Genomic DNA, 24,065 nt, shown 5'->3' on the forward strand with positions numbered 1-24,065 from the left:
AATAAAAAAGCCTTGGAATTCCAAGGCTTTTTTATTATTTAAATCCGGCTTATTCTTCGGTCACACTAAACAAGCTTTCCATATTCAAACCTTGTTTCACCAAGATTTCTCTTAGGCGGCGCAGACCTTCTACTTGGATTTGACGAACACGTTCACGGGTAAGGTTGATCTCGTGGCCAACTTCTTCCAATGTTGACGGTTCATAACCCAGTAAACCAAATCGACGGGCGAGAACTTCTTTCTGTTTTGGATTCAGTTCATCTAACCAATGGATCAGTGAGCTCTTGATATCGTCATCCTGCGTTGAAACCTCAGGATCTGAGTTATTTTGGTCAGGGATAATATCCAGTAGCGCTTTTTCGCTGTCGCCACCAATTGGTGTATCGACCGAACTGATTCGTTCATTCAAGCGCAGCATTTTGCTGACATCGTCAACTGGCTTATCCAACTGAGTCGCGATTTCTTCCGCCGTTGGTTCATGGTCAAGCTTCTGAGATAGCTCACGCGCGGTGCGCAAGTAGATATTCAGCTCTTTCACAACATGAATAGGTAGACGAATGGTACGCGTTTGGTTCATCAAAGCACGCTCGATGGTCTGACGAATCCACCATGTCGCATAAGTAGAGAAGCGGAAGCCTCGTTCTGGGTCAAATTTTTCAACCGCACGAATAAGACCTAGGTTACCTTCTTCAATCAGATCCAGTAGTGCCAAGCCACGATTGCTGTATCGACGTGAGATTTTTACCACTAGACGCAGGTTACTTTCGATCATGCGTTTACGTGCTGCTTCGTCTCCGCGCAGTGCGCGACGAGCGTACAGAACTTCTTCTTCTGCGGTAAGTAGTGGAGAAAAACCAATTTCGCCCAAGTAAAGTTGGGTCGCGTCTAAGCTTTTTGCTGACGCATCAAACTCTTCGCGCTCTTTGGTTTCTGGAGTGGATTTGATCTTAGAGGGTGTAGACAATTCTTCGCCGACTTGAAACGATTCCGTTGTTCCAACTTCGAATTCTTCGACTTTCGTTGCTGTATTGCTGATACTCATAGCGCCTCCCCTGGCGAGCTAGCAAGACATTACTACGTCTAATGTCGCTATATTACCTAGTCATTACACAGTAAGTAGTTACGGTAAGTAGCGTTTTGGATTCACCGACTTACCTTGATAGCGAATTTCAAAGTGCAAGCGTACACTGTTGGCACCGGAGCTGCCCATTGTTGCGATTTTCTGGCCAGCTTTGACACTTTGTCCTTCACGAACTAGCAACCGATCATTGTGAGCATAAGCACTCAGGTAGTTATCATTGTGTTTGACTATCACAAGGTTTCCGTACCCGCGTAATGCGTTGCCCGAATATACAACTGTACCCTCTGCTGTTGAAACGATAGATTGACCACGCTGTCCAGCGATATCAATCCCCTTGTTACCTTGATCTCCAGCAGAAAAGTTCTTAATCACTCTCCCTTTTGTTGGCCATAACCACTTGGAAATTTTATTGTTCTTTGGCTTTGGCGTACTAACAGTTTTGTTAACATTTTGTTTACCGTTAGAACCAACATACTCCTTTGGTTTAGATTGTTCAACCTTCTTTGGTGGATCTTTTCTAGCCATATTTGGTGATGTTTTTGTGCTACTTTTTATAACTCCTTGATTCGAGTTTTTGCTCGGAATCGAAGGTGTTGACACTACTGGTGGAGGTGTTGTTACTGCAACTGGTCCCGCACCAGTTCCACCATATGCTGGTGCAGTATAGGCAGGTTGCCAAAGCTTGAGTTTCTGACCTGGATAGATGGTATATGGAGGGGTAAGGTCGTTGTAACGGATGATCTCTTTTACATCTTTATCTGTGAGGTATGCGATAAAATAAAGCGTATCACCCCGTTCAACTTGATAGTAGCTGCCTCGATAGCTGCCACGAGCGATCGAATTGTAATCTTTCTTCAATCCTGACACTGGTGCAGGGGAATGCGCAGCGCACCCTACCAGCACACTGCATATACCCAGCATCAACAACGAATTAGATTTCAACGACATTTTTAAGCAAGATCACCAGCCACTAACGGAACAAAACGAACAAGTTCAATAACTTCTGAAAGGAATGTATCACCTTGACGAGTAATTTTCAGCAGCTTCTGCTCGTCTGTACCGACAGGAATCACCATAATTCCACCTTCGCTTAGCTGATCGAGCAACGCAGGAGGCACTTGCTCTGCCGCCGCAGTGACGATGATGGCGTCAAAGGGGGCCTTGGCAGCCCAACCTAACCATCCGTCGCTGTGTTTGGTTGAAACGTTATAGATATCAAGCTGTTTCAATCGGCGTTTCGCTTCCCATTGTAGTGATTTGATACGTTCAACAGAAAACACATGCTCAACCAACTGAGCTAATACCGCCGTCTGGTAGCCTGAACCTGTTCCTACCTCTAGGACTTTGCTGGAATGGTTAAGTTCCAGCACCTCTGTCATTTTGGCAACAATATAAGGCTGAGAGATCGTCTGTCCCTGACCAATAGGCAACGCGTTGTTGTCGTAAGCCTGATGCATCATCGCCTGAGAAACGAATCGCTCTCGTGGGATTGCACGAATAGCTTCTAACACCTCTGTGCTTTGAATGCCATTCAATACAAGGAATTCAACCAATCTGTCTGCTTGTGGGTTTGCCATCCTTACTTACCCTTTAACCAATCACCCATACTCGCTAACGACTCATGCGCGGTTAAGTCGACTTGTAAAGGAGTCACTGAGACATACCCTTGGTCAACCGCGTAAAAGTCAGTCCCTTCACCAGCGTCTTGTTCTTTACCAGGAGGACCTAACCAATAAATATCATGACCACGAGGATCTTGCTGCTTGATCATCTCTTCAGCGTGATGACGAGCACCTAAACGCGTGACCTGAATGCCTTTGAGTTGTTCAACTGGCAGATCCGGCACATTAACGTTCAGCAGACGGTTCGTAGGTATTGGCGCATTAAGGTGCTGGTCAACGATCTGTCGCGCAATTGTCGCTGCAGTCGCGAAGTGATGTTTGCCAACTAATGAAAACGCGACCGATTGAACGCCGAGAAAGTGCCCTTCCATCGCCGCCGCGACCGTACCAGAATAGAGCACGTCGTCGCCTAAGTTTGCACCATGGTTGATCCCCGTTAATACAAGATCCGGCAGATCATTTTTCATTAATTCATTTAACGCAAAATGCACACAGTCTGTTGGCGTACCTTGCACAGAATAAACTTGATGCGCGATTGCAGTAACGCGCAACGGTTGCTCTAAGGTCAAAGAATTCGATGCGCCTGAACGGTTTCTATCCGGCGCAACTATCGTGACATCCGCGATATCTTTCAGGGATTCAGCAAGCGCATGGATACCTTCAGCATGAACGCCATCATCATTGCTTAATAAAACCTTCAGCGCTTTGGTTTCCATTAGTAGCTACGCTCCACTTCGATCTCTTCAATCAGCTCACGTACGATAGCCGTTGCGAAACAACCGGCATCCAACGAAAACTTAAGCGTGACGGAGTTTTCGTCTGAACTCCAAGTTAAATCTTGTGCTTTAAGTGAAATCGCACGTCGGTCATGACGCATACGGTTACCGCGGATCAGCGCCATCAAATCTGGTTCGTTGTCTAAATGTGGCTGCTCTAGCTCCAACGCTCGTGCTTGGGTTGGCAGTTGATTATCGCCTGCCATTGCCGCAGTCAACGCCGCGCTTCCTTTTGCCACTTGATCTGCTGCGGATTGAATGTGTTCGGCATCCACCAGCGACTGTCCTGACGCAGTGTCAATAATGTCGCCTTCCACAACCTGATCAAACAGCCCCTGCTCGATACGCGCAGACAGAATGTTGTTAAAAATCCATGAACGAGCCGCCGATAGTAGCAAGCTGCGTTTGTTTTGATTACGAGTGCGAACGTTTTCTCGTCCCCAGCGACGTGCTTCGTCTAAGTTGTTTCCTTGATTGCCAAAGCGCTGACTACCGAAGTAGTTCGGTATCCCCGTCTGAGAAATGGATTCTAAACGCTTGAGTACATCTTCAACGTCACTCACTTCCGATAGCGTCACTGTAAAGTGGTTGCCCGCTAGCTCGCCCGGACGCAGCTTTTTGTTGTGTCGCGTAGTTTCTAGGATCTCAATGCTTGGGTACTGAGCCAGAAACTCGCTAAAGTCTGGCGTTTCACCTTTTGGCAAGTGGACACTTAGCCACTGCTCGGTCACCGCATGACGGTCTTTTAGACCAGCCCAGCTTACGTCTTTCGACTTGACGCCACACGCTTTCGCCAGTTCATTAGCAACAAAGCTGGTGTTTTCACCGGATTTACGGATGCGAACCATCAAATGTTCACCGCTACCCGCGAACTCGTAACCCAAGATTTCATTCACTTGGAAGTGTTCTGCTTTCGCTTTAATTTTGCCAGTGGCGGTCGGTTTACCATTGAGGTAAGCCAGAGAAGATAGAATATCAGACATATATTGTTCCATTACGAGCGGGGCTCAATGAGTCACGCCGCACATAACTGTGTTATTGCTTAACCAGTAAAACCACCGCTTCTGTCGCGATGCCTTCTTTTCGTCCTGTGAAACCCAAACGCTCGGTAGTTGTCGCTTTGACATTGACGTTACCAATGTCGGTTTCGAGGTCTTGAGCGATGGTTTGGCACATCGCTTCAATGTGCGGAGCCATTTTTGGCGCTTGAGCCATAATCGTTACATCGGCGTTACCCAATCGGTAACCTTGTTCTTTTACGCGGCGATACACATCGCGCAGTAGGTCTCGGCTATTAGCGCCTTTCCACTTATCATCCGTATCAGGGAAGTGTCGGCCAATATCGCCCGCTGCGATTGCACCTAACAATGCATCACACAGTGCGTGCAAAGCGACATCACCGTCTGAGTGCGCGATCAGCCCTTGTTCATAAGGCACTTCAACACCGCCAATAATGACCGGACCTTCACCGCCAAATTTATGCACATCAAAACCGTGGCCAATTCGAATCATAAGTTATCCTTTATTTCGCTGTAGATAAAACTCAGCAAGCGCCAGATCTTCCGGCTGCGTTATTTTTATATTATCGGCGCTACCTTGAACCAACGCAGGATTTTCTCCCTGCCATTCAAGCGCCGAAGCTTCATCGGTAATCGCCACACCTTGCTCAAGCGCGGCTGACAAAGCCTGAGTTAACTGCTGAGTTCTAAACATTTGTGGAGTTAGGGCATGCCACATTGCTTCGCGATCGACCGTATGGTCGATATCATTATTCTTATTCGCCCGTTTCATCGTGTCACGGACTGGCGACGCTAAAATCGCGCCACATTTGTGCTGGGTCGCGACTTCAATCAAACGGTCGATATCTCGAAGATGAACACACGGTCTTGCTGCATCATGGACGAGCGCCCATTGATAGTTTTCGCTGGCCGCATATTGCAGGGCCGACAACACCGAATCAGCGCGCTCTTTACCACCTGCAACTCGAATAACATTGTCTTGTTGGCTAATGGCTAACTCGGGGTAATAAGGGTCCCCCTCAGTGATCGCCACCACCACTTTGTCTATTAAAGGGTGCGCAAGCAGCTTATTGATGGTGTGTTCTAATACTGTGGTTTGATCAATTTGGAGATATTGCTTAGGTCGATCGGCTTTCATTCTGCTGCCGACACCCGCAGCAGGTACGATTGCGACCACTGAAAGAGTGTTTGGAGATGACATTAACTGTCCTCGCCAATAATGCGGTAGAAAGTCTCCCCTTCTTTGATCATACCTAATTCATGACGGGCGCGTTCTTCGATCGCATCCAAACCCTGACGCAGATCGTCGATCTCAGCAAACATCTCGCTGTTACGCTCTTGCAGGTTTTTATTGACTTGATGCTGAACTTCAATATCCGCGTTCACCAACTGAAAGTCAGCGATGCCATTCTTGCCAAACCACAATTCAAACTGTAGCCAGCCCAAAACCAAAAATAGAGTCAGTGCAAAAATTCGCATAAATTAGATTTAGAGAAGAGAAAAATAAAGACCACATATATACCACAATGTCGCCGTACAGGCGACATTGCTTTAGTTGGTATCAGGTCAGAATGTCTTGTAAAGACTAGGGTTAGTTCATCGACAGGTAAGCAAACAAACCGATGCCCAGTAATAGACGGTAGATCACAAATGGGGTCATACCCATTCGAGAGATCAATTTAAGGAAGAAGTGAATACAGATGTAGGCACTGATAAATGACGTCACGATGCCGGTTAGTAGGAAGCCAACATGGATAGGTTCACCACTGGTAACGAGTTTAAGCCCAAGGTAGCTTCCTGCCAGCATGATGATGGGAATCGACATCAGGAATGAGAATCTTGCTGCGGCTTCACGGGTAAAACCAAGATAAAGCGCCGCAGTGATCGTCGCACCAGAACGCGATGTACCAGGAATCATCGCCAGTGCTTGCGAGATACCAATGAATAGCGACTTTTTCCAATCCGCTGTGTATTCATCATCCGTCAGTGTCGAGTTCTTATCGACATACCAAAGCAACAAACCAAATACGATAGTAGTAGTTGCAATTACCCAAGCGCTACGCAGGTACAGCTCGATAAAGTCTTTCATCAGCAAACCAAACACACACGCAGGTATGGTCGCAATGACGATCATCCATGCCAGTTTGGCTTCTTTGCTACGCTCACCTTTAAAGATCGAAGCAAAGAACGATCTCAGCAGAGAGACCACTTCGCGTCGGAAATAGATCACCACCGCGGCTAAAGTCCCCACGTGCACCGCAACGTCAAACGCCAACCCTTGGTCTTCCCAGCCTAAAATAGCCGATGGCAAAATCAGGTGTGCGGAGCTAGAAATAGGCAAAAACTCAGTCAGGCCTTGAATCAAAGCCAAAATAAACGCTTCAAAATAACTCATTGTATTCTCATTATTATTTGGGGATATCGAACCACGGCTCTACCGAGGTAAGCACTTCCTTATAAGAGGACTCTTGCCAGATTTGGCGTATCATTCGACCATCCTTAGGAACGATAAGTTCAGGGCACAGCTCAACCAACGGTTTAATAACAAAACCGTATTTGTAGATGTCACTGCGTGGTAGCTGTGGATCTTGATCCGACACACAATCGCCAAACAAGATGATGTCGAGGTCGATTGTACGGGGCTGAAACTTGGCTGCGTGCTCTGAGCGTCCCCATTTGAGCTCAATTTGACGTAGCTGTCGCGAAAAATCCGCCAAACTTAACGCCGTTTTCATTTCTACGACAAGATTGAAAAAGGCGTCACTATCAAAGCCAACCGCTTCGCACTCGTAGATGGTCGATAAACGCAAGCCTTCGCCAAGCGTGCTGAGCTCTGCTACAGCAGCCTCGATATGTTTATGCCTTTCCACATTGGAACCTACCCCAATGTAGCTGGTGATCATGCGTGGCCTCGCTCGATGATCACACCAACGCTTTTCGCCTGAGGGACCGCACCCGGCTTGGCTAAACGGATCTTAATCCACGGCACGTTAAAACGCCCCATGATCAATTCAGCGATCTCTTCTGCAACGCGTTCTACCAGTAGAAAACGGCCACCTTCAATATGTTCAAGTACCGCAGCACTCACCGTTGCATAATCCAACGCATCTTTCACATCATCACTTTTACCAGCGGGACGATTGTCGTGTGCCATTTCGATATCGAGTACGAGCTTTTGTTTGATTTCCTGTTCCCAGTCATAAACACCAATAGTCGTAATTACTTCTAATTGCTCGATAAATACTTTATCCATGCGCGTTGCTTCCTTTAGAGGTCGGATACCCAAGTTTACTAAAAAGTCGTACTATTCCCCCCTCAAATTACCACTCTGTAGGTAGTTTGGGAGTCTCAAGCGCGATATGATATCAATTACTTGCTTGGCAAACACCTCTTAAAGACGAGTAAATCATTATGACCCCACTAGCCCTAGTACTGATCATCGGCGCCTATTTGTTAGGCTCGATCTCTAGTGCGGTTTTGATTTGTCGTATTCTTCGCCTGCCTGATCCAAGAAAAGTTGGCTCCAACAACCCTGGGGCGACCAACGTTTTGCGTATCGGCGGGAAAAAAGCCGCAGCCGCAGTATTACTGTGCGACATGCTCAAAGGCACCATCCCTGTCTGGGGCGCATTCTTCCTTGATATTGAACCGATCATCTTAGGTGTAATCGCGATCGCTGCCTGTCTTGGCCACATGTACCCAATTTTCTTCCACTTTAAAGGCGGAAAAGGCGTTGCCACCGCACTGGGCGCAATTGCTCCGATCGGCCTCGACTTTACCGCGATGGTGTTGGCAACGTGGTTAGTAGTCGCGCTTACGTTTCGTTATTCGTCTTTGGCGGCGTTGGTCACTGTGCTATTAGCGCCGCTTTACACTTGGATGTTTAAGCCGCAATACACGCTACCCGTTGCGATGCTTTGCTGTTTGATTGTCTTTAGACATCACCAGAACATTAAACGTCTGTTAGATGGCACTGAGCCGAAAGTCGGTGAGAAAAAGAAAGGACTAGATGAGGCCTCATAAGTAGAGGCCTTATTGTTATTTATTCGCCTGTGACTAGGCGTGTTTCGCTAAAAACTGCTCCAGCATTTGAGAAACAAACTCTGGTTGTTCTAAATTGGAAATATGCCCCGCCTGAGGAATTTGAACCAATTCAGAGCCCGCGATACAATCTTGCATAAGGTAAGACTCGAGAACTGGGCGTGGCGCATCTTCTTGACCGACAGCGATAAGCACAGGTAACGCAAACTTTTCAATGTCTTCAAACTGGTCACGACGACCAAATACCATCTTACCCATTCGAGCGACTTCAACCGCTTGCTCTCCAGCCAGCGAAGCTAGGTGCTGACGGAAACCATTCACTAACTCTGGCGAATTTTGCTGTGCGTTACGAGCAAAGAAGAGTGGCGTGACCGCCTCAACAATCGCTTCCGGTACGACTTGCGCCTGAGCAATGGTATCCAGCATAGCGAAGTACTTGTTGTGCATCACTTCAGGCTCTAAGCCGACGAAAGTGTCCATTAACACTAACGACTTAACACGCTGAGGAACCAAGTTCACCACTTCAGTGCCCCACATGCCGCCAACCGACAAACCGACAATAGAAAACTCATCGATGTTTAACTGATCCATCAAAGCGACGATTTGTCTCGCATAATCAGTGAGCGAACGTGTGGTTTCTGGCGCGAACTGCGAATCGCCGTGCGCCCAAAATTCAGGGACGATACAGCGGTACTTATCGCTCAATGCAGCAACTTGCGGCGCCCACATCTTGCTATCCCATAGATAGCTGTGCCCGAAAACGACAACAGGCCCTTGCCCTTGGTCCAAATAAGCCATCTCACGGCCATCAATAGAAAACTTTTGCATTGGTAACTTTTGCATTGTTTATTCCGTTATCTTGGTCGGTAGAAGCTCGATAGAACAAGCTTTACCAACTGGTTGTTGCAATCGTTATAAAAGAAAAAGGCCGCGTTGAATGGCGACCTTTGTAAACATTAGCTGGTTATGAAAGCGGTTCTAGTTGGTCAATTGGCCAACGCGGTGTGGCTTGAACCGACAGATCCGCCACTTCACCATTTTTCAGACGCTGCATACCTGCGTAAGCGATCATTGCACCATTGTCGGTACAGAACTCGGTTCTTGGGTAATAAACTTCACCGCCGACCTTTTTCGCCAACTGCTCCAGATCCGCACGTAAGCGACGGTTCGCACTTACACCACCCGCAATCACGATGCGTTTGAAACCGGTTTGTTCAAGAGCGCGTTTACACTTGATAGTCAAAGTTGCACAAACAGCCTCTTCAAAGGCTAACGCGATATCGGCGCGAGTTTGCTCGTCATCACCGTTTGCGGCAATGGTATTCGCAGTGAACGTCTTCAAGCCAGAGAAACTCATATCCAAACCTGGACGATCTGTCATCGGACGAGGGAATTTAAAACGACCTGGCGTGCCTTTTTCTGCCAATTTCGAGAGAAGTGGACCACCTGGGTAATCCAAGCCCATCAGTTTCGCGGTTTTATCAAACGCTTCACCGGCCGCATCATCAATCGATTCGCCAAGAATCTTGTATTCACCAATCCGTTTAACTTCGACCATCATCGAATGTCCACCCGACACCAAAACCGCAACAAATGGGAACGGTGGTGGGTTATCTTCCAGCATTGGCGCTAAAAGGTGACCTTCCATATGGTGTACTGGCACCGCAGGCACGCCCCAAGCGTAAGCAAGGCTGCGGCCAATCGTCGCACCAACCAATAGCGCGCCGACTAAACCAGGGCCCGCCGTATACGCTACACCATCAATATCTTTCGGTGTCAGATTCGCTTCTGCCATCGCGGCTTTAATAAGAGGAATGGTTTTCTTAACATGGTCGCGAGAAGCCAACTCAGGCACTACACCACCGTAGTCTGCATGCAGCTTTACCTGACTGTATAGTTGATGGGAAAGCAGGCCTTTCTCATCGTCGTAAATCGCAATTCCTGTTTCATCACAAGAGGTTTCGATACCGATAATGCGCATGGTTTACCTTGGATGTCTCTGTCTATGATTCAAAATTGGCGCAATATTACATTGCTAGCGCCGTTCAAACAAATTTTGTACATACTATAATCGACAAAGTGCTTTACAAAGCCGTAGTGATCGGATTAAAATTCCGCACCATTTTTGATCAAGCTGATTGTAGACCTAGCAACTAAGCTAAGTACTGTGAAGTCAGCATTAACGAATTAACCCCTGAGGTGAAAGGCATATGCCAGTAGTTAAAGTACGTGAAAACGAACCGTTCGACGTAGCTCTACGTCGTTTCAAGCGCTCTTGCGAAAAAGCAGGTATCCTTTCTGAAGTGCGTCGTCGTGAGCACTACGAAAAACCAACTACAGTTCGCAAACGCGCTAAAGCAGCAGCTCAAAAGCGTCACGCTAAGAAGCTAGCTCGCGAAAACGCTCGTCGCGTTCGCCTGTACTAATAACTAAGTCCTAAAAGATTATAGTTATGGCTCTTATTGAACAACTCAAAGAAGAGCAAAAATTAGCGATGAAAGCCAAGGACAAATTGCGCCTTGGTACTATTCGTTTAGCTCTTGCAGCAGTAAAGCAACGTGAAGTTGATGAACAGATCACTCTGGGCGACGACGACATTCTTGCTGTACTGACCAAAATGGTTAAACAACGTCGCGACTCTGTCGCTCAATATGAATCAGCGGGTCGTCAAGACTTAGCCGATGCTGAGCAGGCTGAAATTACTGTACTTGAGGAATTTATGCCTCAACCGCTAACAGATGAAGAAGTAGCTGTACTGATTGAAAGTGCAATTGCAGAATCTGGTGCTGCGGGCATGCAAGACATGGGTAAAGTAATGGGCGTGCTTAAGCCTCAGATTCAAGGGCGCGCAGATATGGGTAAAGTAAGCGGTCTAGTTCGTTCTAAACTGGCTTAATTATCCAACAATATTTGCAGCAAGCCGTGCTATCCTTTGGAACGCACGGCTTGTTTGTATCTACTACTGTATTTTCTTTCTTTGTTAGGTTTTATGGCAGGACACATCCCTCGCAGTTTCATCGATGACCTACTCGCCCGACTTGATATCGTCGATATCATTGACGCACGCGTAAAACTTAAGAAAAAAGGCAAAAACTACAGCGCTTGTTGCCCTTTCCATAACGAAAAGACCCCTTCATTCAGTGTGAGCCAAGAAAAGCAGTTCTATCACTGTTTCGGCTGTGGTGTGCATGGCAATGCCATCGACTTTATGATGGAGTACGAGCGTTTAGAGTTCCCTGAAGCGATTGAAGAACTGGCGTCTTTCTTAGGCTTAGACGTCCCTAGAGAACAAAGCAGCAATGGTCGTTTTCAATCTAATCGACCACAGGCCAGCACTGAGCAAAAACGCAACCTTTACGATTTAATGGGCAGCATTGCTCAGTTCTATCGCGATCAACTTAAGCTTTCGAGCAGTAAAATCGCGATTGAATACCTGAAAGACCGTGGTTTATCCGGCGAAGTCGTCCAGAAGTTTGGTATCGGTTATGTCGCGGACGAGTGGGACTTAGTCCGTAAGAACTTTGGTCAAAACCCGCAAACGCAAGACATGTTGGTATCTGGCGGCATGTTGATTGAGAACGACAAAGGCAACCGCTACGACCGTTTCCGTGGTCGTGTGATGTTCCCGATTCGTGACCGCCGTGGCCGAGTGATCGGTTTTGGTGGACGCGTGATTGGCGAAGGTACGCCAAAGTATCTCAACTCGCCAGAGACACCTATATTCCACAAAGGCAAAGAGCTGTACGGCCTTTACGAAGTCATGCAGGCCTATCGCGAACCGGCGCAGATTTTGGTGGTCGAAGGCTATATGGATGTGGTCGCGCTGGCGCAGTACGGTGTCGATTACTCTGTCGCCTCTCTAGGTACTTCGACGACAGGCGATCACATTCAGCTGTTGTTCCGTCAAACCAACACTGTGGTGTGTTGCTATGATGGTGACCGCGCTGGTAAAGAAGCCGCTTGGCGCGCACTAGAAAATGCGTTGCAGTACCTGAAAACAGGCAACACACTGAAGTTCTTGTTTCTCCCAGACGGAGAAGACCCGGATAGCTACATCCGAAAATATGGCAAAGAGGCGTTTGAGCAACAGATCGAGCAAGCCACGCCGTTATCCAACTATTTGTTTGATAATTTGATCGAAATGCACCAACTTAACCTTGGTAGCAACGAAGGTAAATCGGCCTTGCGTGCTCACGCTAGCACCTTGATCAACCAGATCCCTGATCCCTATTTTCAAGAGCTTCTTGAAAAATTGCTCGATGAACGTACAGGCTTTGATAACCGGTTGCGTCAAGCGCGACAAAAAACTGGCGAAACTCGACCTCAGCCACATAAAAAAATAAAACGTACGCCGATGCGAGAGGTTATCGCATTACTGGTACAAAATCCGAGCTATGCTCAATTGGTGCCGGATCTGTCAAGTGTGAGAGACTTAACAGTACCAGGACTAAGATTATTTGTTGAGGTGCTTGAATATTGTCATCAGCATCCCAATATAAGCACAGGCCAGTTGATGGAAAACTGGCGAAATACAAGCCACGAGGCTTTACTCTCTCGTCTTGCCGGGTGGGAAATCCCCCTCGATGAAGACAACGAACAAGATATATTTTTGGATTCATTGGATAACATTCTTGCCCAGTGCGTCGAAAAACAAATTGAAAACCTGCAGGCTAAAGAAAGAAGTGTCGGTTTATCAACCGAAGAAAGAAGGGAGCTACTAGCTTTGATGCTAGACTTAAAAGCGTAACCCTGTTCGAATAGTCAGCAAACAATTAATTTGTTATTATGTGTGGTTTGCAACTCGCATACTAATTCCTTCACCAGATACTAAGTTGGATACCGTCTATGGATCAAAATCCGCAGTCACAGCTAAAACAACTTGTCATTAAAGGCAAGGAACAAGGCTATCTGACCTACGCAGAAGTAAACGACCACCTACCTGCAGAAATCGTAGATTCAGAGCAGGTAGAAGATATCATTCAGATGATCAACGACATGGGTATCCGTGTTGTAGAAACAGCACCTGATGCTGATGATCTAGCCCTGAATGATGATGAAACCATCACCGATGAAGATGCAGCGGAAGCTGCGGCTGCTGCGCTTTCCAGCGTAGAGAACGAAATCGGCCGCACCACTGACCCAGTACGTATGTACATGCGTGAAATGGGTACAGTTGAACTGCTTACTCGTGAAGGCGAGATCGACATCGCGAAGCGTATTGAAGATGGTATCAACCAAGTTCAAAACGCAGTGGCTGAGTATCCAGGCACTATCCCTTACATTCTTGAACAGTTTGATAAAATTCAAGCTGAAGAGCTTCGTCTGACAGACCTGATTACAGGTTTCGTTGACCCAGACGCTGATGAGACAGCAGCTCCAACTGCTACTCACATCGGTTCTGAGCTTGCTGAGTCTGATCTTGAAGATGAAGACGAAGAAGATGAAGAAGACGACGAAGATGGTGAGGACGATGAAGCAGAAGACGATACAGGTATCGATCCAGAGCTAGCTCTGGAGAAGTTTACTGCTCTACGTAATACCTTCCAGAACTATCAACTTGCTTGTAACGAGTTTGGTCAGGAAAGCCCGAAAGCGCAGATCGCGCACGAGCTTGTACTGGACGTATTCAAAGAGTTCCGTCTGACGCCAAAACAGTTCGATTACCTTGTTGACGAGCTACGTACCTCTATGGAACGTGTTCGTACTCAAGAGCGCCTCATCATGAAGGCTGCCGTTGAATACGGTAAGATGCCGAAGAAATCGTTCATCGCTCTATTTACGGGTAACGAATCAAGTGAAGCTTGGTTAGATGAGATTCTCGCTTCAGATAAGCCGTATGCAGACAAGATTCGTCGCAGCGAAGATGACATTCGCCGCTCGATCATGAAGCTGAAAGCGATTGAAGAAGAAACCTCTCTAACGGTTCAGAACATTAAAGACATCAGCCGTCGTATGTCCATCGGTGAAGCAAAAGCTCGCCGTGCGAAGAAAGAGATGGTTGAAGCGAACTTACGTCTTGTAATTTCTATCGCGAAGAAATACACCAACCGTGGTCTACAATTCTTGGATCTGATCCAGGAAGGTAACATCGGTCTGATGAAAGCGGTAGATAAGTTCGAATACCGTCGTGGTTACAAGTTCTCGACTTACGCGACATGGTGGATTCGTCAGGCGATCACTCGTTCGATTGCAGACCAAGCTCGTACTATCCGTATTCCGGTTCACATGATCGAAACGATCAACAAACTGAACCGCATCTCGCGTCAAATGCTACAAGAGATGGGTCGTGAACCGCTACCGGAAGAACTGGCTGAACGCATGCAAATGCCGGAAGACAAGATCCGTAAAGTACTGAAGATCGCTAAAGAGCCAATCTCAATGGAGACACCAATCGGTGACGACGAAGATTCGCATCTAGGTGATTTCATCGAGGATACCACGCTAGAGCTACCTGTAGACTCAGCGACCATGACCAGCCTACGCGTTGCAACAAAAGACGTATTGGCAGGCCTAACGCCTCGTGAAGCAAAAGTACTGCGTATGCGTTTCGGTATCGATATGAACACTGACCACACTCTTGAAGAAGTGGGCAAACAGTTTGACGTAACCCGTGAACGTATCCGTCAGATCGAAGCGAAAGCACTGCGTAAACTGCGCCACCCAAGCCGCTCAGAAACTCTGCGCAGCTTCCTAGACGAGTAAGTCTAAAAGGCACAATACGCTAATTGATGAAAAGGTGAGCTATTGCTCACCTTTTTTGTATTCAACGGATTTAAGTGGATAAAATCTAAGCGCATTTACCCTTCCCTCTGGCTAGACAGCTTGATCTTCATCCCCTATAATCATTGCCCTATCAAGGCCCCTTAGCTCAGTGGTTAGAGCAGTCGACTCATAATCGATTGGTCATGTGTTCAAGTCACATAGGGGCCACCATTATTCCTTAAGGCTTATGGAGAAATCCGTAAGCCTTTTTCGTTCTAGTCCTTTCCATATCCGGTCTGCGATTACTTCCTGTAAGCTCTGGTCCATTAGGTAAGCCGAAAAACTCCACGTAGTCACCACAGAATCACACTTCCTGTCTCAGAGTGATATCCACCATCAGAACCTTCTCTCGTCTGTACAACGCGAATCAGAGCAGATACATACCACTCAACACCAGAACCTAACCCCAGAAAAACTTCGCGCTGGAACCAACAAAAATATAACCAACATCCTGTCCATTAGCTGAAGTTATTAATATAGGTATGGGATGGATAGCTAGTTCAGTGACGGGAAGGACACCCATGATCCTAAAACTCTCAGAACTAGCCAGTCAGGAAAAAACAGCATTCAATGATGACCGATTACCCTCAGTGGTAATCGGTCTGTTATCTTTTAAGTGATTTAGGTCAGCAGTAAGCGACACTCAACTACAGCACCAGAAACAGCGGCTAGTCACTGGACTGGTATTCATACTCGAACCGGAAAAACTAACGGCACACTGGATTACAGCGCGAATCTGGTATGAGTTATGGCTACGAGTTGGGTTAGTCGAATAGGATGGAACTACCGTCGACGACGACGGCAAACTGGACGGAAAACCTAAATAGGAAATTTACATTAGGGTTCGTGTCCAGCTCGGTATCTAGCCAAAATCACAGCTAAAGACCGGACAGAGACCGGACCGACGACGCCGTCGCCAAAGTTGCTGGAACTACATCATGCAGGACGTTAGGCAGAATAAGCCTTAGAGAGAGATTACAGGGCCAGTCTGGTGTGACCGACCCAGCGATCTAGGATTTGTGGTTGTAGGGATTGGTGGTGCTAGATTTGGGGGGAAGTGAGTGGATTGTTAAAATGTGACTGTTCTCTTTATCTAAAGTTGGTAGTTTGAGCGATAAATGAACTGTACTTTGTGATAACATCTTACCAAATTAGATGAAGTGCAATTTGATTAGCATGGTTACAATAGAAAAAATCGAGATAAAAAACTTTCGTTCTTTTGGTAATAGGAAGGGAGATACAACAAACTTAGATAAGTTAAGCTCGTTAAACATTCTTTCTGGCTCAAACGATTCTGGCAAATCCAATATTATTAGAGCATTAAATCTTTTCTTTAATGGTCATACAGATATAGATAATTTTTTTGATTTCCAGAGGGATTTCTTCAAAAAAGCAATGTCCGATGACGAAAATGATATAAATGAGAAAGTTGTTACGGTAAAAATTTTTTTCAGAAATGAGAAAAATCACAACAAGAATAAACAATATCCTACAAAAGTATTCTTACCAGAAAGGTTCTTTGTCAGTAAACGGTGGACGAAAGCATCTTCTTATAGCCTATCAGACTTGCGCTCAAATATAGAAACATCGTTCAAGCACGAAAAAGGAGATATATTCGAGCACTTCAAGGATGGTACCACTAATGCTATAAAGTCTACGACTAAAGCTAGTTTACAAAAGCAGCTTACAGAATTTCTTGCACAAATACAGTTTCATTACGTACCAGCAATTAAAGATAAACAGTATTTTTCTAAGCTTTATGGTGAGCTCCAGCATACTCTTTGGAAAACAAAAACATCTAAAATAGACCGGAAAAAGAATGACTTCCAGAAAGAAATACAGAGTGAAACTGCTAAAATAATGCAGGATTTTCAATCCACTCTTGGAGATATGCACTCAAATTACCAGCCAGTATTCCAGCTACCTTCTGATTTGGTCGATTTATTTAAAACATTACAAGTTCAAACTGGAAATGTTGAGTTATCACAGCGAGGAGATGGTGTACAAGCGAAGCTAATACCAGAAATTTTGCACTATATTGCACTAAAAGAGCGTAGTTACACAAGCCGGACTGTTAGAAGTGATGTTCAGTCGAAGAAATACTTTATATGGGGATTCGAAGAGCCTGAGAACTCATATGAATATAAAAATGCGCAAATACTAGCTGATAGGTTTAAAGATATTTTTTCTCAAAGTGCTCAGATATTTATCACTACTCACTCTTTTAATTTTTTAGCAATGAAAGGGGATAATATTTCAAAGTATCGAGTTTGGCATAATCCTGAAGTGTCTTCATCAAAAATAAATAGAATCAAGCCTTCAAGAGAAAACGATTCAGAAAAAGAGACTTTAGAACTTTCGGATATCTATAAACTAAATGATGATTTGGGTGTTTTTACATTAAATGAGAAGCTTCTTCAAATTTATAAAGATATTGAAAAAGTAAAGAGTGAGCTAGAAGAAAAAGCATCAAGAATTAAACAGCATAAATCATATCTACTTGTTGAGGATAAACTTGAGCAAATATATAAAGTCGCATGGCTTATACTTAACGACATCCCGATTAATATTGACACCTTCGATGAAGACTTTGAAAAGAACTGTTCTTTCGAAATACATGGTCTAGGTGGGGCTGGAGCTCTAGGTGGGTTTCTTAGAAGTAAAAATACAGCGATTCATAAAGATGCTAGAGTTGTTGGTGTATTTGACTTTGATAAAGAAGGTTCAGAAAACTTCCATAATCTTAAAAAGGACAGTTTTTGGCCTAAAGAGGTCTTAGGTGCCAAAGAATCAGGTATTTATAGGAAGCGTAGCGACCATCCATATTTTTATGCGATGCTTTTACCTGTACCAAACAGATTAAATCATCTAGCAGATTTACAGCATGCAAATTTTTCGAGTTACATCGAGATAGAAAATTTACTACCCAATGAATTCTTGCTTCAAGGAAAGTTTGTCGATGAAAAAATAATAGTTGGAGTTAAATACCAAAAAATAAAGGATACTGCTAAGTCAAAACTATGGAAAAAAGCAGCAATCTTAAGTAAGGAAGATTTTAAAGACTTCGAACCTCTATTCAATACCTTTAATCAATTAGTTAGTAGTGATGAAGTTAATAAAGAACTCAACTTAATAACGGAAGAAAATGTCAAAAAATATGAAGATCAAAAAAACTTCTCTCTAAATAAGTAGTCAGTTAACTGCTGATGTATAATGAATGACTCGAATTCTGATGTATAAAAAAGCAGCGAATACCACACTCGCTGCTTTCCCTTATCAAACGCGGCTCACATCCCCCACTAACTCAGCAACATTAGCACTGACTTCTCTTAGCCTTGAACTGGCCAAATGAGCATATCTGGTACTAGTCTGAGGTGATTGATGCCCCAACAAATGCTGAACATCATAAAGCGTGGCATTACCTGAGTTGATCAGTATCGATGCGAAGCTATGCCTTAAATCATGAATTCGGAAGTTGTCAGTAATCCCGGCAGCTTTCTTGATTCGGGCGAATGCTTTCTTCGGATGAGCGATAGGTCTACCGGGTGCATCTCCGGCAAAGATATAGGGGTTCTTAAGTTGTTGAAATCGTCGTTGATCATGGATGACCTCCTTAGCTAGATGGTTGAGCAGGACCGTTCTCGACAGCCCCGACTTAGTGTGTGGTAGAAATAAGCTCCAGTTGCCGTCGTCGTCGACGGTAAGGCACTCCCATTTTGAGCCAGTTATTTCACCTATGCGCATTCCGGTCAGAAGTGCGAATTTCAATGCGTTAGATTGGGTGCGATTCGGTTCCTCGTTACATGCCTTGATGAAGGCTGAAACCTCAGCCCGTGATAGGAAACGTTGGCGAACATTATTTTCCTTCAACTTCCTGATGTACTGACCGGGATTAGAGTCGACATCCCCCCCATTCCATTGCCAGTCTGAACATGCGAAGGGCTAAGGAGCGTAGACGGTTAACCGTTGCTGGTTTCCTACCTTCTAGTAATCCGTCCAACAATTTCTGAATGTCTTGCTGACCGATATCAGTGAGAGGTTTCTTTCCCCATTTCGGATAGAAGTGGAGCTTGAGACTACCTGCATCACTTTTAGCGGTAAGCTTATTCATCATTGCATACGGTAAGTAATGAAGTTCTGAGAACTCTTGAAACGTTAGGACGTTGCGCTTTTCGTCTCGAATAGCCTTGGGGTCATTACCTAGAGCAATTTCCCGTTTATGGCCATTGGCAATCTGTCGAGCAGTGTTGATGTCTAGCGCTGGATACTCACCTAGCTGGATAGATTTCTTGGTTCCGTGCAGTGTGTACCTGAACAAGAAACGCTTCCTGCCTTGGCGGTTGACGATCATCTTTAGGCCAGAACATAACTCGTCTGTATATTCCGTTTCCTTACTTTTGCTCGACGGCGGCGTCGGTGGAAGTGAGTCGAGTTGGCGCTTATTGAATTTGAATTTTCGGGATTGCATCGCTGCCTCCTTAGTCATTCTCGATGGAGAAATACTGGCGTAATTCGATGAGCAGTGTCTTAGGCATCAGTAGGTAAATGCCCTTGCCAGAGTCCTCGACAATGCTCAGGGTGAGGACAGCGCCGTACTCCAGATCGTCTTCGAATTCGGTGTAGGTAAGTGCTCGTTTTAGCATTTCGATATCGTCGACGACGACGGCAGAGAGTTCGGATTTTGAGGTTAGGAACCAGAGCTCACATTGCAGTTCATCCCATGTCTGTTGGGTTTCTGCTTCATCGTGAAATGGTTCGGTGAGTATGGATATGATTTGTTCTTGTAGGGCTGTGGTGACAGGTAGGCTTGTGATTTGTTGAAGATTAGTGATCTTGTTCATATTAAACTCCATGAGTATTGGTATCATAGAAGTAATATGTGTTTGAGCCCGTTACTGATTCGGATGTAGTTAAGCAGAGAGTCTCTAATAACCAAACTCAAGCTCCAGCCCCTCAAGAGTCCATTACTGTAAACCAGCACCAGATATTACCCATTTAGCCGTGAATCGGTTAGAGATGTGTGATGGAGGATAATGTGGAACGATTGGATGTGGCTTGGGTCACGAATATATACGAAACATCAAAATGCCCCCTGTTTTGCTGATTTATCGTATTGAATAGTAATGCTTTTAAATTTATTGGTTGATTTTGTTAATGAAAAAAACAATTGTTGCGTTTGTTGTGGTAGCAGCCTGTGGAACTGGTGGTTACTTCGTAAATAATTTGATGATAGAGAACGTTGCTCAAGAGCTTATTCGTAGTACAGAGCGTTTGGCACATGACATCAGTGATAGCTATATTGATGTGCAGGTAATAGAATCGAAGCTTATTGGCGACAAAGTAGCTCAAAAATTCGCTATTTACTTAAAAGATGGTGCAGAACGCCATTCTCAACCTGTTTATTTAGACCATGATGCAACTGTTGCCCTTTTTGGCACAAAGGTCGAAGGCCAATTAGGTTTACCTAAAGATAAAGGACTCTCAGCTGAGTTTATCCGAGAAGTTACATCTTTTAATGAAAATATCCAATATACATTAAATCCTCATAATAAATCGATTGATCTTCAAAGTAGCCTGAATGTAGGTGTTATTAATGATGGTTCTCGTTCACAACTTAAGTTAGGTGAAATTAACTTCAATCTAGTTGGTTCTCTCGAAGATAACTCATCTCAATTTACTATCAGTAGCATTGACTTTTCCGAGCGTAAAGAGAGTGTTCATGTGGGCAAAGTATCTTTAGATACCGTTGTTAAACCAACATTGCAATCATCTATTTTTACAATTGATGAAGGACAACTGGTAGTAAGAAAAGGTGGTATGAATATCAGCGATATTCAGCTTAAAACAGAAGCCGTTGTCAGTGATAAAACATCTCTACACTATAACTGGACAGTTGGAACGTTTGATCTTGATTCGCCTGATATTACTTTACTGTCCTCAAAATTTGGTATGCAAGGTAGCGTTGAAGGGCTAAATACAACAACGTTGATGGATCTAGGTACAGCGCTAGAGAGCAATAACGAGTCACGTATTGAAGATTTATTCAAAGAAATTTTGGGGGATGGGATTGCGTTTTCTAATATCAATTTATATCTGAATGACTCAAGTTTGGGTGGTCATATCACTTTAAATAAAGCGAATTATAAAACCGTAGAAAGCTACGAATTCGACGATTTATTACAACGTTCAATAAACTCAGAACTAGATATTGTAGTCACTCCTGAGTTGATGGATAAGTTTAAAGTACCTTCTCATGCACGGCAAAAGCTTTGGGTTAAGGATGAAAATGCAAACTATACTACTAAGCTTAAAACAGCATTAGGTAAGGTAACCATAAACGATATAGAGGTGAATTAACTGTAAGCTCCTCACTTTAGTTAGCAACCACCAACTAAAATCCTAGATCGCTGGGTCGGTCACACCAGACTGGCCCTGTAATCTCGCTCTAAGGCTTATCCTGCCTGACTTCCTGCATGATGTAGTTCCAGTAATTATCGCGACGGCGTCGTCGGTCCGGTCTCTGTCCGGTCTTTAGCTGTAATTTTGGCTAGATACCGAGCTTGGACACGAACCCTAATGTAAATATCTTATTTAGGTTTTCCGTCCAGTTTGCCGTCGTCGTCGGTAGCTACGACGGTAGTTCCATCTGATTCCACTAACCCAACTCTTAGCCCTAACTCATACCAGATTCGCGCTGTAATCCAGTGTGCCGTTAGTTTTTCCGGTTCGAGTATGAATACCAGCCCCGTGATTAGCTGCTGTTTCTGGTGCTGTGGTTGAGTGCCGATGATTACTGACCTAAATCACTTAAGAGATAACAGACCGATTACCACTGAGGGTAATCGGTCTTCATTGAATGCTGTTTTTTCCTGACTGGCTAGTTCTGAGAGCTTTAGGATCATGGGTGTCCTTCCCGCCACTGAACTAGCTATCCATCCCATATCTATATATTAATTAACTTCAGCTAATGGACAGAATGTTGGTTATATTTTTGTTGGTTCCAGCGCGGAGTTTTTCTGAATTTTGGGTTCTGGCATGAGTGGTATGTATCTGCTCTGATTCGTGCTGTACAGACGAGAGAAGGTTCTGATGGTGGATATCACTCTGATAGGGGAAGTGTGACTCTGTGGTGACTACGTGGAGTGTTTCGGCTGACCTGATGGACCAGAGCTTACCGGAAGTAATTGCGGACCGGATATAGACCGGACCAGAAAAGATAAAGGCCCGTAGATTTCTCTACGAGCCTTTCGGAATTTGGCGATTATTGATGTGCGTAAAGCTCAATTTAGATAAAAAACCAGATGTAGATACGCTTTTCATTCTTTCCTACGTTGCAGAGATGAGATCTGCTACTAAACTCATTTCACAGTGTTAATTCTTATAGAGTTAGGAAACAAGGATGTTTGGCTTCACTCGTACACCACTAAGAAAAAACTCTGAATTAGGCAGTGAATTGAACTCAGCGGCCAATTTTAGAGAGTCATTAAAAAACACAGTACCTTACATAGAGTTCACTCCAAGCGGCGATATTCTTTATGCCAATGAACAGTTTCTTTCTGTCACTGGTTACTCGCTAGACGAAGTCTTAGGTAAACACCACAGCTTTCTTTGTTTTCCTGAAGACGTACAAACACCAGAGTATCGGCAACTTTGGCAAGATCTTTCCAACGGTAAACCTCAAAATGGCCGTTTCATTCGTAAAAACAAGCAAGACACCGCTATTTGGCTGGCAGCAACCTACTTCCCTGTGTTGAACGGCGAAGGACAAGTCGAGTACGTGGCGAAAGTCGCCGCCAATGTCACCGACGAGCAACGCGAACGAGAACGTAATCAAGCGTTATTGGATGCGTTAGATAAGTCTCTTGCGGTGATCGATTTTGAACCCGATGGCACCATCATCACTGCAAATAAAAACTTTCAGCAATGCATGGGCTACCAAGTCAGCGAGATTGCGGGTAAGCACCACCGCATGTTCTGCCCCGCTGAGTTTTACCAAGAGAACCCAGATTTTTGGAGTGACTTAAGCTCTGGAGCAATCAAACGAGGTCTATTCCAGCGCTTGGATAGTCATGGTCGACGCCTTTGGCTAGAAGCCACATATAACCCAATTTACGACCATCAAGACCAAGTTGTTAGGATCATTAAACTGGCGAGTGACATCACCGAGCGAGTTGATAAGGCGATGAAAGTCAATGAAGCCGCAACGACATCGTTTGAAATCGCTCAACAAACGGTTAACTCTGCCGAACAAGGTAAACAGCACGTGTCTGATCTTCTCACCAACTCTCAATCCATCAATTTGTCAGTAGAAGAGATGAACCGGTTAGTCACCGAGCTCAATAAGCAATCCAAGAGCGTGGAAGACATTATCTCCACCATTAGCGCCATTGCCGAGCAAACCAACCTCCTAGCGCTCAACGCAGCCATAGAAGCAGCAAGAGCTGGCGAACAAGGGAGAGGCTTTGCGGTGGTTGCCGATGAAGTGCGTAATCTAGCGGCCAGAACGTCACAATCAACGTCAGAAATTACCGGAGTCATAACTGAAAACACCAAAATCACGCAAAACTTATCTGGACAGATTCAAACCGTGATTGAAAAAACCACGCTTGGAGAAAGTCACACGGTGAAAACCTCAGGCATCATTGATGAGATTATTGAAGACGCGAAACGGGTATCCAGTACGGTGGAAAACTTATCTATCTAACTAATTGGCTACTGCTTCAGTGCCAGCTCTTTATCACAAAGAAAAAGCCTGATGATTGCT

At 45.0% G+C, this 24,065-nt stretch carries 22 protein-coding genes, 1 tRNA gene and 1 pseudogene; 9 read left to right on the top strand and 15 right to left on the bottom strand.

The window, feature by feature from the left end:
- Positions 1 to 49: 49 nt before the first annotated feature.
- The 11 genes from rpoS to folB all read right to left on the bottom strand — a co-directional run bounded on the left by rpoS (position 50) and on the right by folB (position 7,751).
- The gene (rpoS, locus tag AKJ31_RS08790) at positions 50 to 1,042 is read right to left on the bottom strand and encodes an RNA polymerase sigma factor RpoS (RefSeq protein WP_053408732.1); all 993 of its coding nucleotides are present in this window, start codon (positions 1,040 to 1,042) and stop codon (positions 50 to 52) included.
- Positions 1,043 to 1,120: 78 nt separating this feature from the next.
- Positions 1,121 to 2,029, bottom strand: a complete 909-nt coding sequence (locus AKJ31_RS08795) for a peptidoglycan DD-metalloendopeptidase family protein (protein ID WP_053408733.1) — start codon at positions 2,027 to 2,029, stop codon at positions 1,121 to 1,123.
- 2 nt (positions 2,030 to 2,031) lie between these two features.
- Complete coding sequence (locus AKJ31_RS08800; protein ID WP_053408734.1) at positions 2,032 to 2,658, bottom strand: protein-L-isoaspartate(D-aspartate) O-methyltransferase; 627 nt, start codon at positions 2,656 to 2,658, stop codon at positions 2,032 to 2,034.
- A gap of 2 nt (positions 2,659 to 2,660) precedes the next feature.
- Positions 2,661 to 3,419: a 5'/3'-nucleotidase SurE gene (gene surE / locus AKJ31_RS08805; RefSeq protein WP_053408735.1), complete on the bottom strand. Its 759-nt coding sequence runs from the start codon at positions 3,417 to 3,419 to the stop codon at positions 2,661 to 2,663.
- The gene (gene truD, locus AKJ31_RS08810) at positions 3,419 to 4,462 is read right to left on the bottom strand and encodes a tRNA pseudouridine(13) synthase TruD (RefSeq protein WP_053408736.1); all 1,044 of its coding nucleotides are present in this window, start codon (positions 4,460 to 4,462) and stop codon (positions 3,419 to 3,421) included. Before truD ends, surE begins: the two co-directional genes overlap by 1 nt.
- A gap of 52 nt (positions 4,463 to 4,514) precedes the next feature.
- Positions 4,515 to 4,991 carry a 2-C-methyl-D-erythritol 2,4-cyclodiphosphate synthase gene (gene ispF, locus AKJ31_RS08815; protein WP_053408737.1) on the bottom strand — a complete coding sequence of 159 codons (477 nt, stop codon included), beginning with the start codon at positions 4,989 to 4,991 and terminating at the stop codon, positions 4,515 to 4,517.
- Between the two features lie 3 nt (positions 4,992 to 4,994).
- Positions 4,995 to 5,699 carry a 2-C-methyl-D-erythritol 4-phosphate cytidylyltransferase gene (ispD, locus tag AKJ31_RS08820; RefSeq protein WP_053408738.1) on the bottom strand — a complete coding sequence of 235 codons (705 nt, stop codon included), beginning with the start codon at positions 5,697 to 5,699 and terminating at the stop codon, positions 4,995 to 4,997.
- Positions 5,699 to 5,977 (bottom strand): cell division protein FtsB, encoded by a 279-nt coding sequence (ftsB, locus tag AKJ31_RS08825; protein ID WP_053408739.1) that lies wholly within the window; start codon positions 5,975 to 5,977, stop codon positions 5,699 to 5,701. The genes ispD and ftsB overlap by 1 nt, the downstream gene beginning before the upstream one ends.
- Positions 5,978 to 6,089: 112 nt before the next feature.
- Entirely contained in the window at positions 6,090 to 6,893 is an 804-nt protein-coding gene (locus AKJ31_RS08830; protein ID WP_053408740.1) for an undecaprenyl-diphosphate phosphatase, read from the bottom strand.
- 13 nt (positions 6,894 to 6,906) lie between these two features.
- Positions 6,907 to 7,401: a 2-amino-4-hydroxy-6-hydroxymethyldihydropteridine diphosphokinase gene (folK, locus tag AKJ31_RS08835; protein ID WP_053408741.1), complete on the bottom strand. Its 495-nt coding sequence runs from the start codon at positions 7,399 to 7,401 to the stop codon at positions 6,907 to 6,909.
- Positions 7,398 to 7,751, bottom strand: a complete 354-nt coding sequence (folB, locus tag AKJ31_RS08840) for a bifunctional dihydroneopterin aldolase/7,8-dihydroneopterin epimerase (RefSeq protein ID WP_053408742.1) — start codon at positions 7,749 to 7,751, stop codon at positions 7,398 to 7,400. Before folB ends, folK begins: the two co-directional genes overlap by 4 nt.
- A gap of 158 nt (positions 7,752 to 7,909) precedes the next feature.
- Between folB and plsY the strand changes: the two genes are divergently transcribed.
- Complete coding sequence (plsY, locus tag AKJ31_RS08845; RefSeq protein WP_053408743.1) at positions 7,910 to 8,521, top strand: glycerol-3-phosphate 1-O-acyltransferase PlsY; 612 nt, start codon at positions 7,910 to 7,912, stop codon at positions 8,519 to 8,521.
- A gap of 33 nt (positions 8,522 to 8,554) precedes the next feature.
- Here plsY and AKJ31_RS08850 read toward each other — a convergent pair whose 3' ends face one another.
- Both AKJ31_RS08850 and tsaD read right to left on the bottom strand, forming a co-directional pair.
- Positions 8,555 to 9,367: an alpha/beta fold hydrolase gene (locus AKJ31_RS08850; RefSeq protein ID WP_053408841.1), complete on the bottom strand. Its 813-nt coding sequence runs from the start codon at positions 9,365 to 9,367 to the stop codon at positions 8,555 to 8,557.
- Positions 9,368 to 9,503: 136 nt separating this feature from the next.
- Complete coding sequence (gene tsaD / locus AKJ31_RS08855; protein ID WP_053408744.1) at positions 9,504 to 10,520, bottom strand: tRNA (adenosine(37)-N6)-threonylcarbamoyltransferase complex transferase subunit TsaD; 1,017 nt, start codon at positions 10,518 to 10,520, stop codon at positions 9,504 to 9,506.
- 229 nt (positions 10,521 to 10,749) lie between these two features.
- On the opposite strand from tsaD, the gene rpsU reads away from it, so the two are divergent.
- The 6 genes from rpsU to AKJ31_RS08885 all read left to right on the top strand — a co-directional run bounded on the left by rpsU (position 10,750) and on the right by AKJ31_RS08885 (position 18,493).
- On the top strand, positions 10,750 to 10,965 hold the full coding sequence (gene rpsU / locus AKJ31_RS08860; protein WP_001145625.1) for a 30S ribosomal protein S21: 216 nt from the start codon (positions 10,750 to 10,752) through the stop codon (positions 10,963 to 10,965).
- A gap of 26 nt (positions 10,966 to 10,991) precedes the next feature.
- Positions 10,992 to 11,435, top strand: a complete 444-nt coding sequence (locus AKJ31_RS08865; RefSeq protein ID WP_053408745.1) for a GatB/YqeY domain-containing protein — start codon at positions 10,992 to 10,994, stop codon at positions 11,433 to 11,435.
- A gap of 93 nt (positions 11,436 to 11,528) precedes the next feature.
- Positions 11,529 to 13,286 (top strand): DNA primase, encoded by a 1,758-nt coding sequence (dnaG, locus tag AKJ31_RS08870; RefSeq protein ID WP_053408746.1) that lies wholly within the window; start codon positions 11,529 to 11,531, stop codon positions 13,284 to 13,286.
- A gap of 98 nt (positions 13,287 to 13,384) precedes the next feature.
- Positions 13,385 to 15,241, top strand: coding sequence for an RNA polymerase sigma factor RpoD (rpoD, locus tag AKJ31_RS08875; RefSeq protein WP_053408747.1), 1,857 nt, complete (start codon positions 13,385 to 13,387; stop codon positions 15,239 to 15,241).
- A gap of 155 nt (positions 15,242 to 15,396) precedes the next feature.
- Positions 15,397 to 15,472, top strand: a tRNA-Ile gene (locus AKJ31_RS08880).
- A gap of 1,005 nt (positions 15,473 to 16,477) precedes the next feature.
- Positions 16,478 to 18,493 carry an ATP-dependent nuclease gene (locus tag AKJ31_RS08885; protein ID WP_245639041.1) on the top strand — a complete coding sequence of 672 codons (2,016 nt, stop codon included), beginning with the start codon at positions 16,478 to 16,480 and terminating at the stop codon, positions 18,491 to 18,493.
- Positions 18,494 to 18,577: 84 nt separating this feature from the next.
- On the opposite strand, the pseudogene AKJ31_RS08890 reads toward AKJ31_RS08885, so the two are convergent.
- Both AKJ31_RS08890 and AKJ31_RS08895 read right to left on the bottom strand, forming a co-directional pair.
- A pseudogene (locus tag AKJ31_RS08890) lies at positions 18,578 to 19,769 on the bottom strand (tyrosine-type recombinase/integrase).
- Between the two features lie 10 nt (positions 19,770 to 19,779).
- Positions 19,780 to 20,142, bottom strand: a complete 363-nt coding sequence (locus AKJ31_RS08895) for a hypothetical protein (protein ID WP_211263049.1) — start codon at positions 20,140 to 20,142, stop codon at positions 19,780 to 19,782.
- Positions 20,143 to 20,455: 313 nt separating this feature from the next.
- Here AKJ31_RS08895 and AKJ31_RS08900 point away from each other — a divergent pair, with 313 nt between their 5' ends.
- A complete protein-coding gene (locus AKJ31_RS08900; RefSeq protein WP_025590507.1) occupies positions 20,456 to 21,658 on the top strand; it encodes a hypothetical protein in 1,203 nt (400 codons plus the stop codon).
- A gap of 1,042 nt (positions 21,659 to 22,700) precedes the next feature.
- Positions 22,701 to 24,005 carry a methyl-accepting chemotaxis protein gene (locus AKJ31_RS23525; RefSeq protein ID WP_053408750.1) on the top strand — a complete coding sequence of 435 codons (1,305 nt, stop codon included), beginning with the start codon at positions 22,701 to 22,703 and terminating at the stop codon, positions 24,003 to 24,005.
- Positions 24,006 to 24,065 lie beyond the last annotated feature (60 nt).

The sequence above is a fragment of the Vibrio hepatarius genome (genome assembly GCF_001274785.1).
GTDB lineage: Bacteria > Pseudomonadota > Gammaproteobacteria > Enterobacterales > Vibrionaceae > Vibrio > Vibrio hepatarius.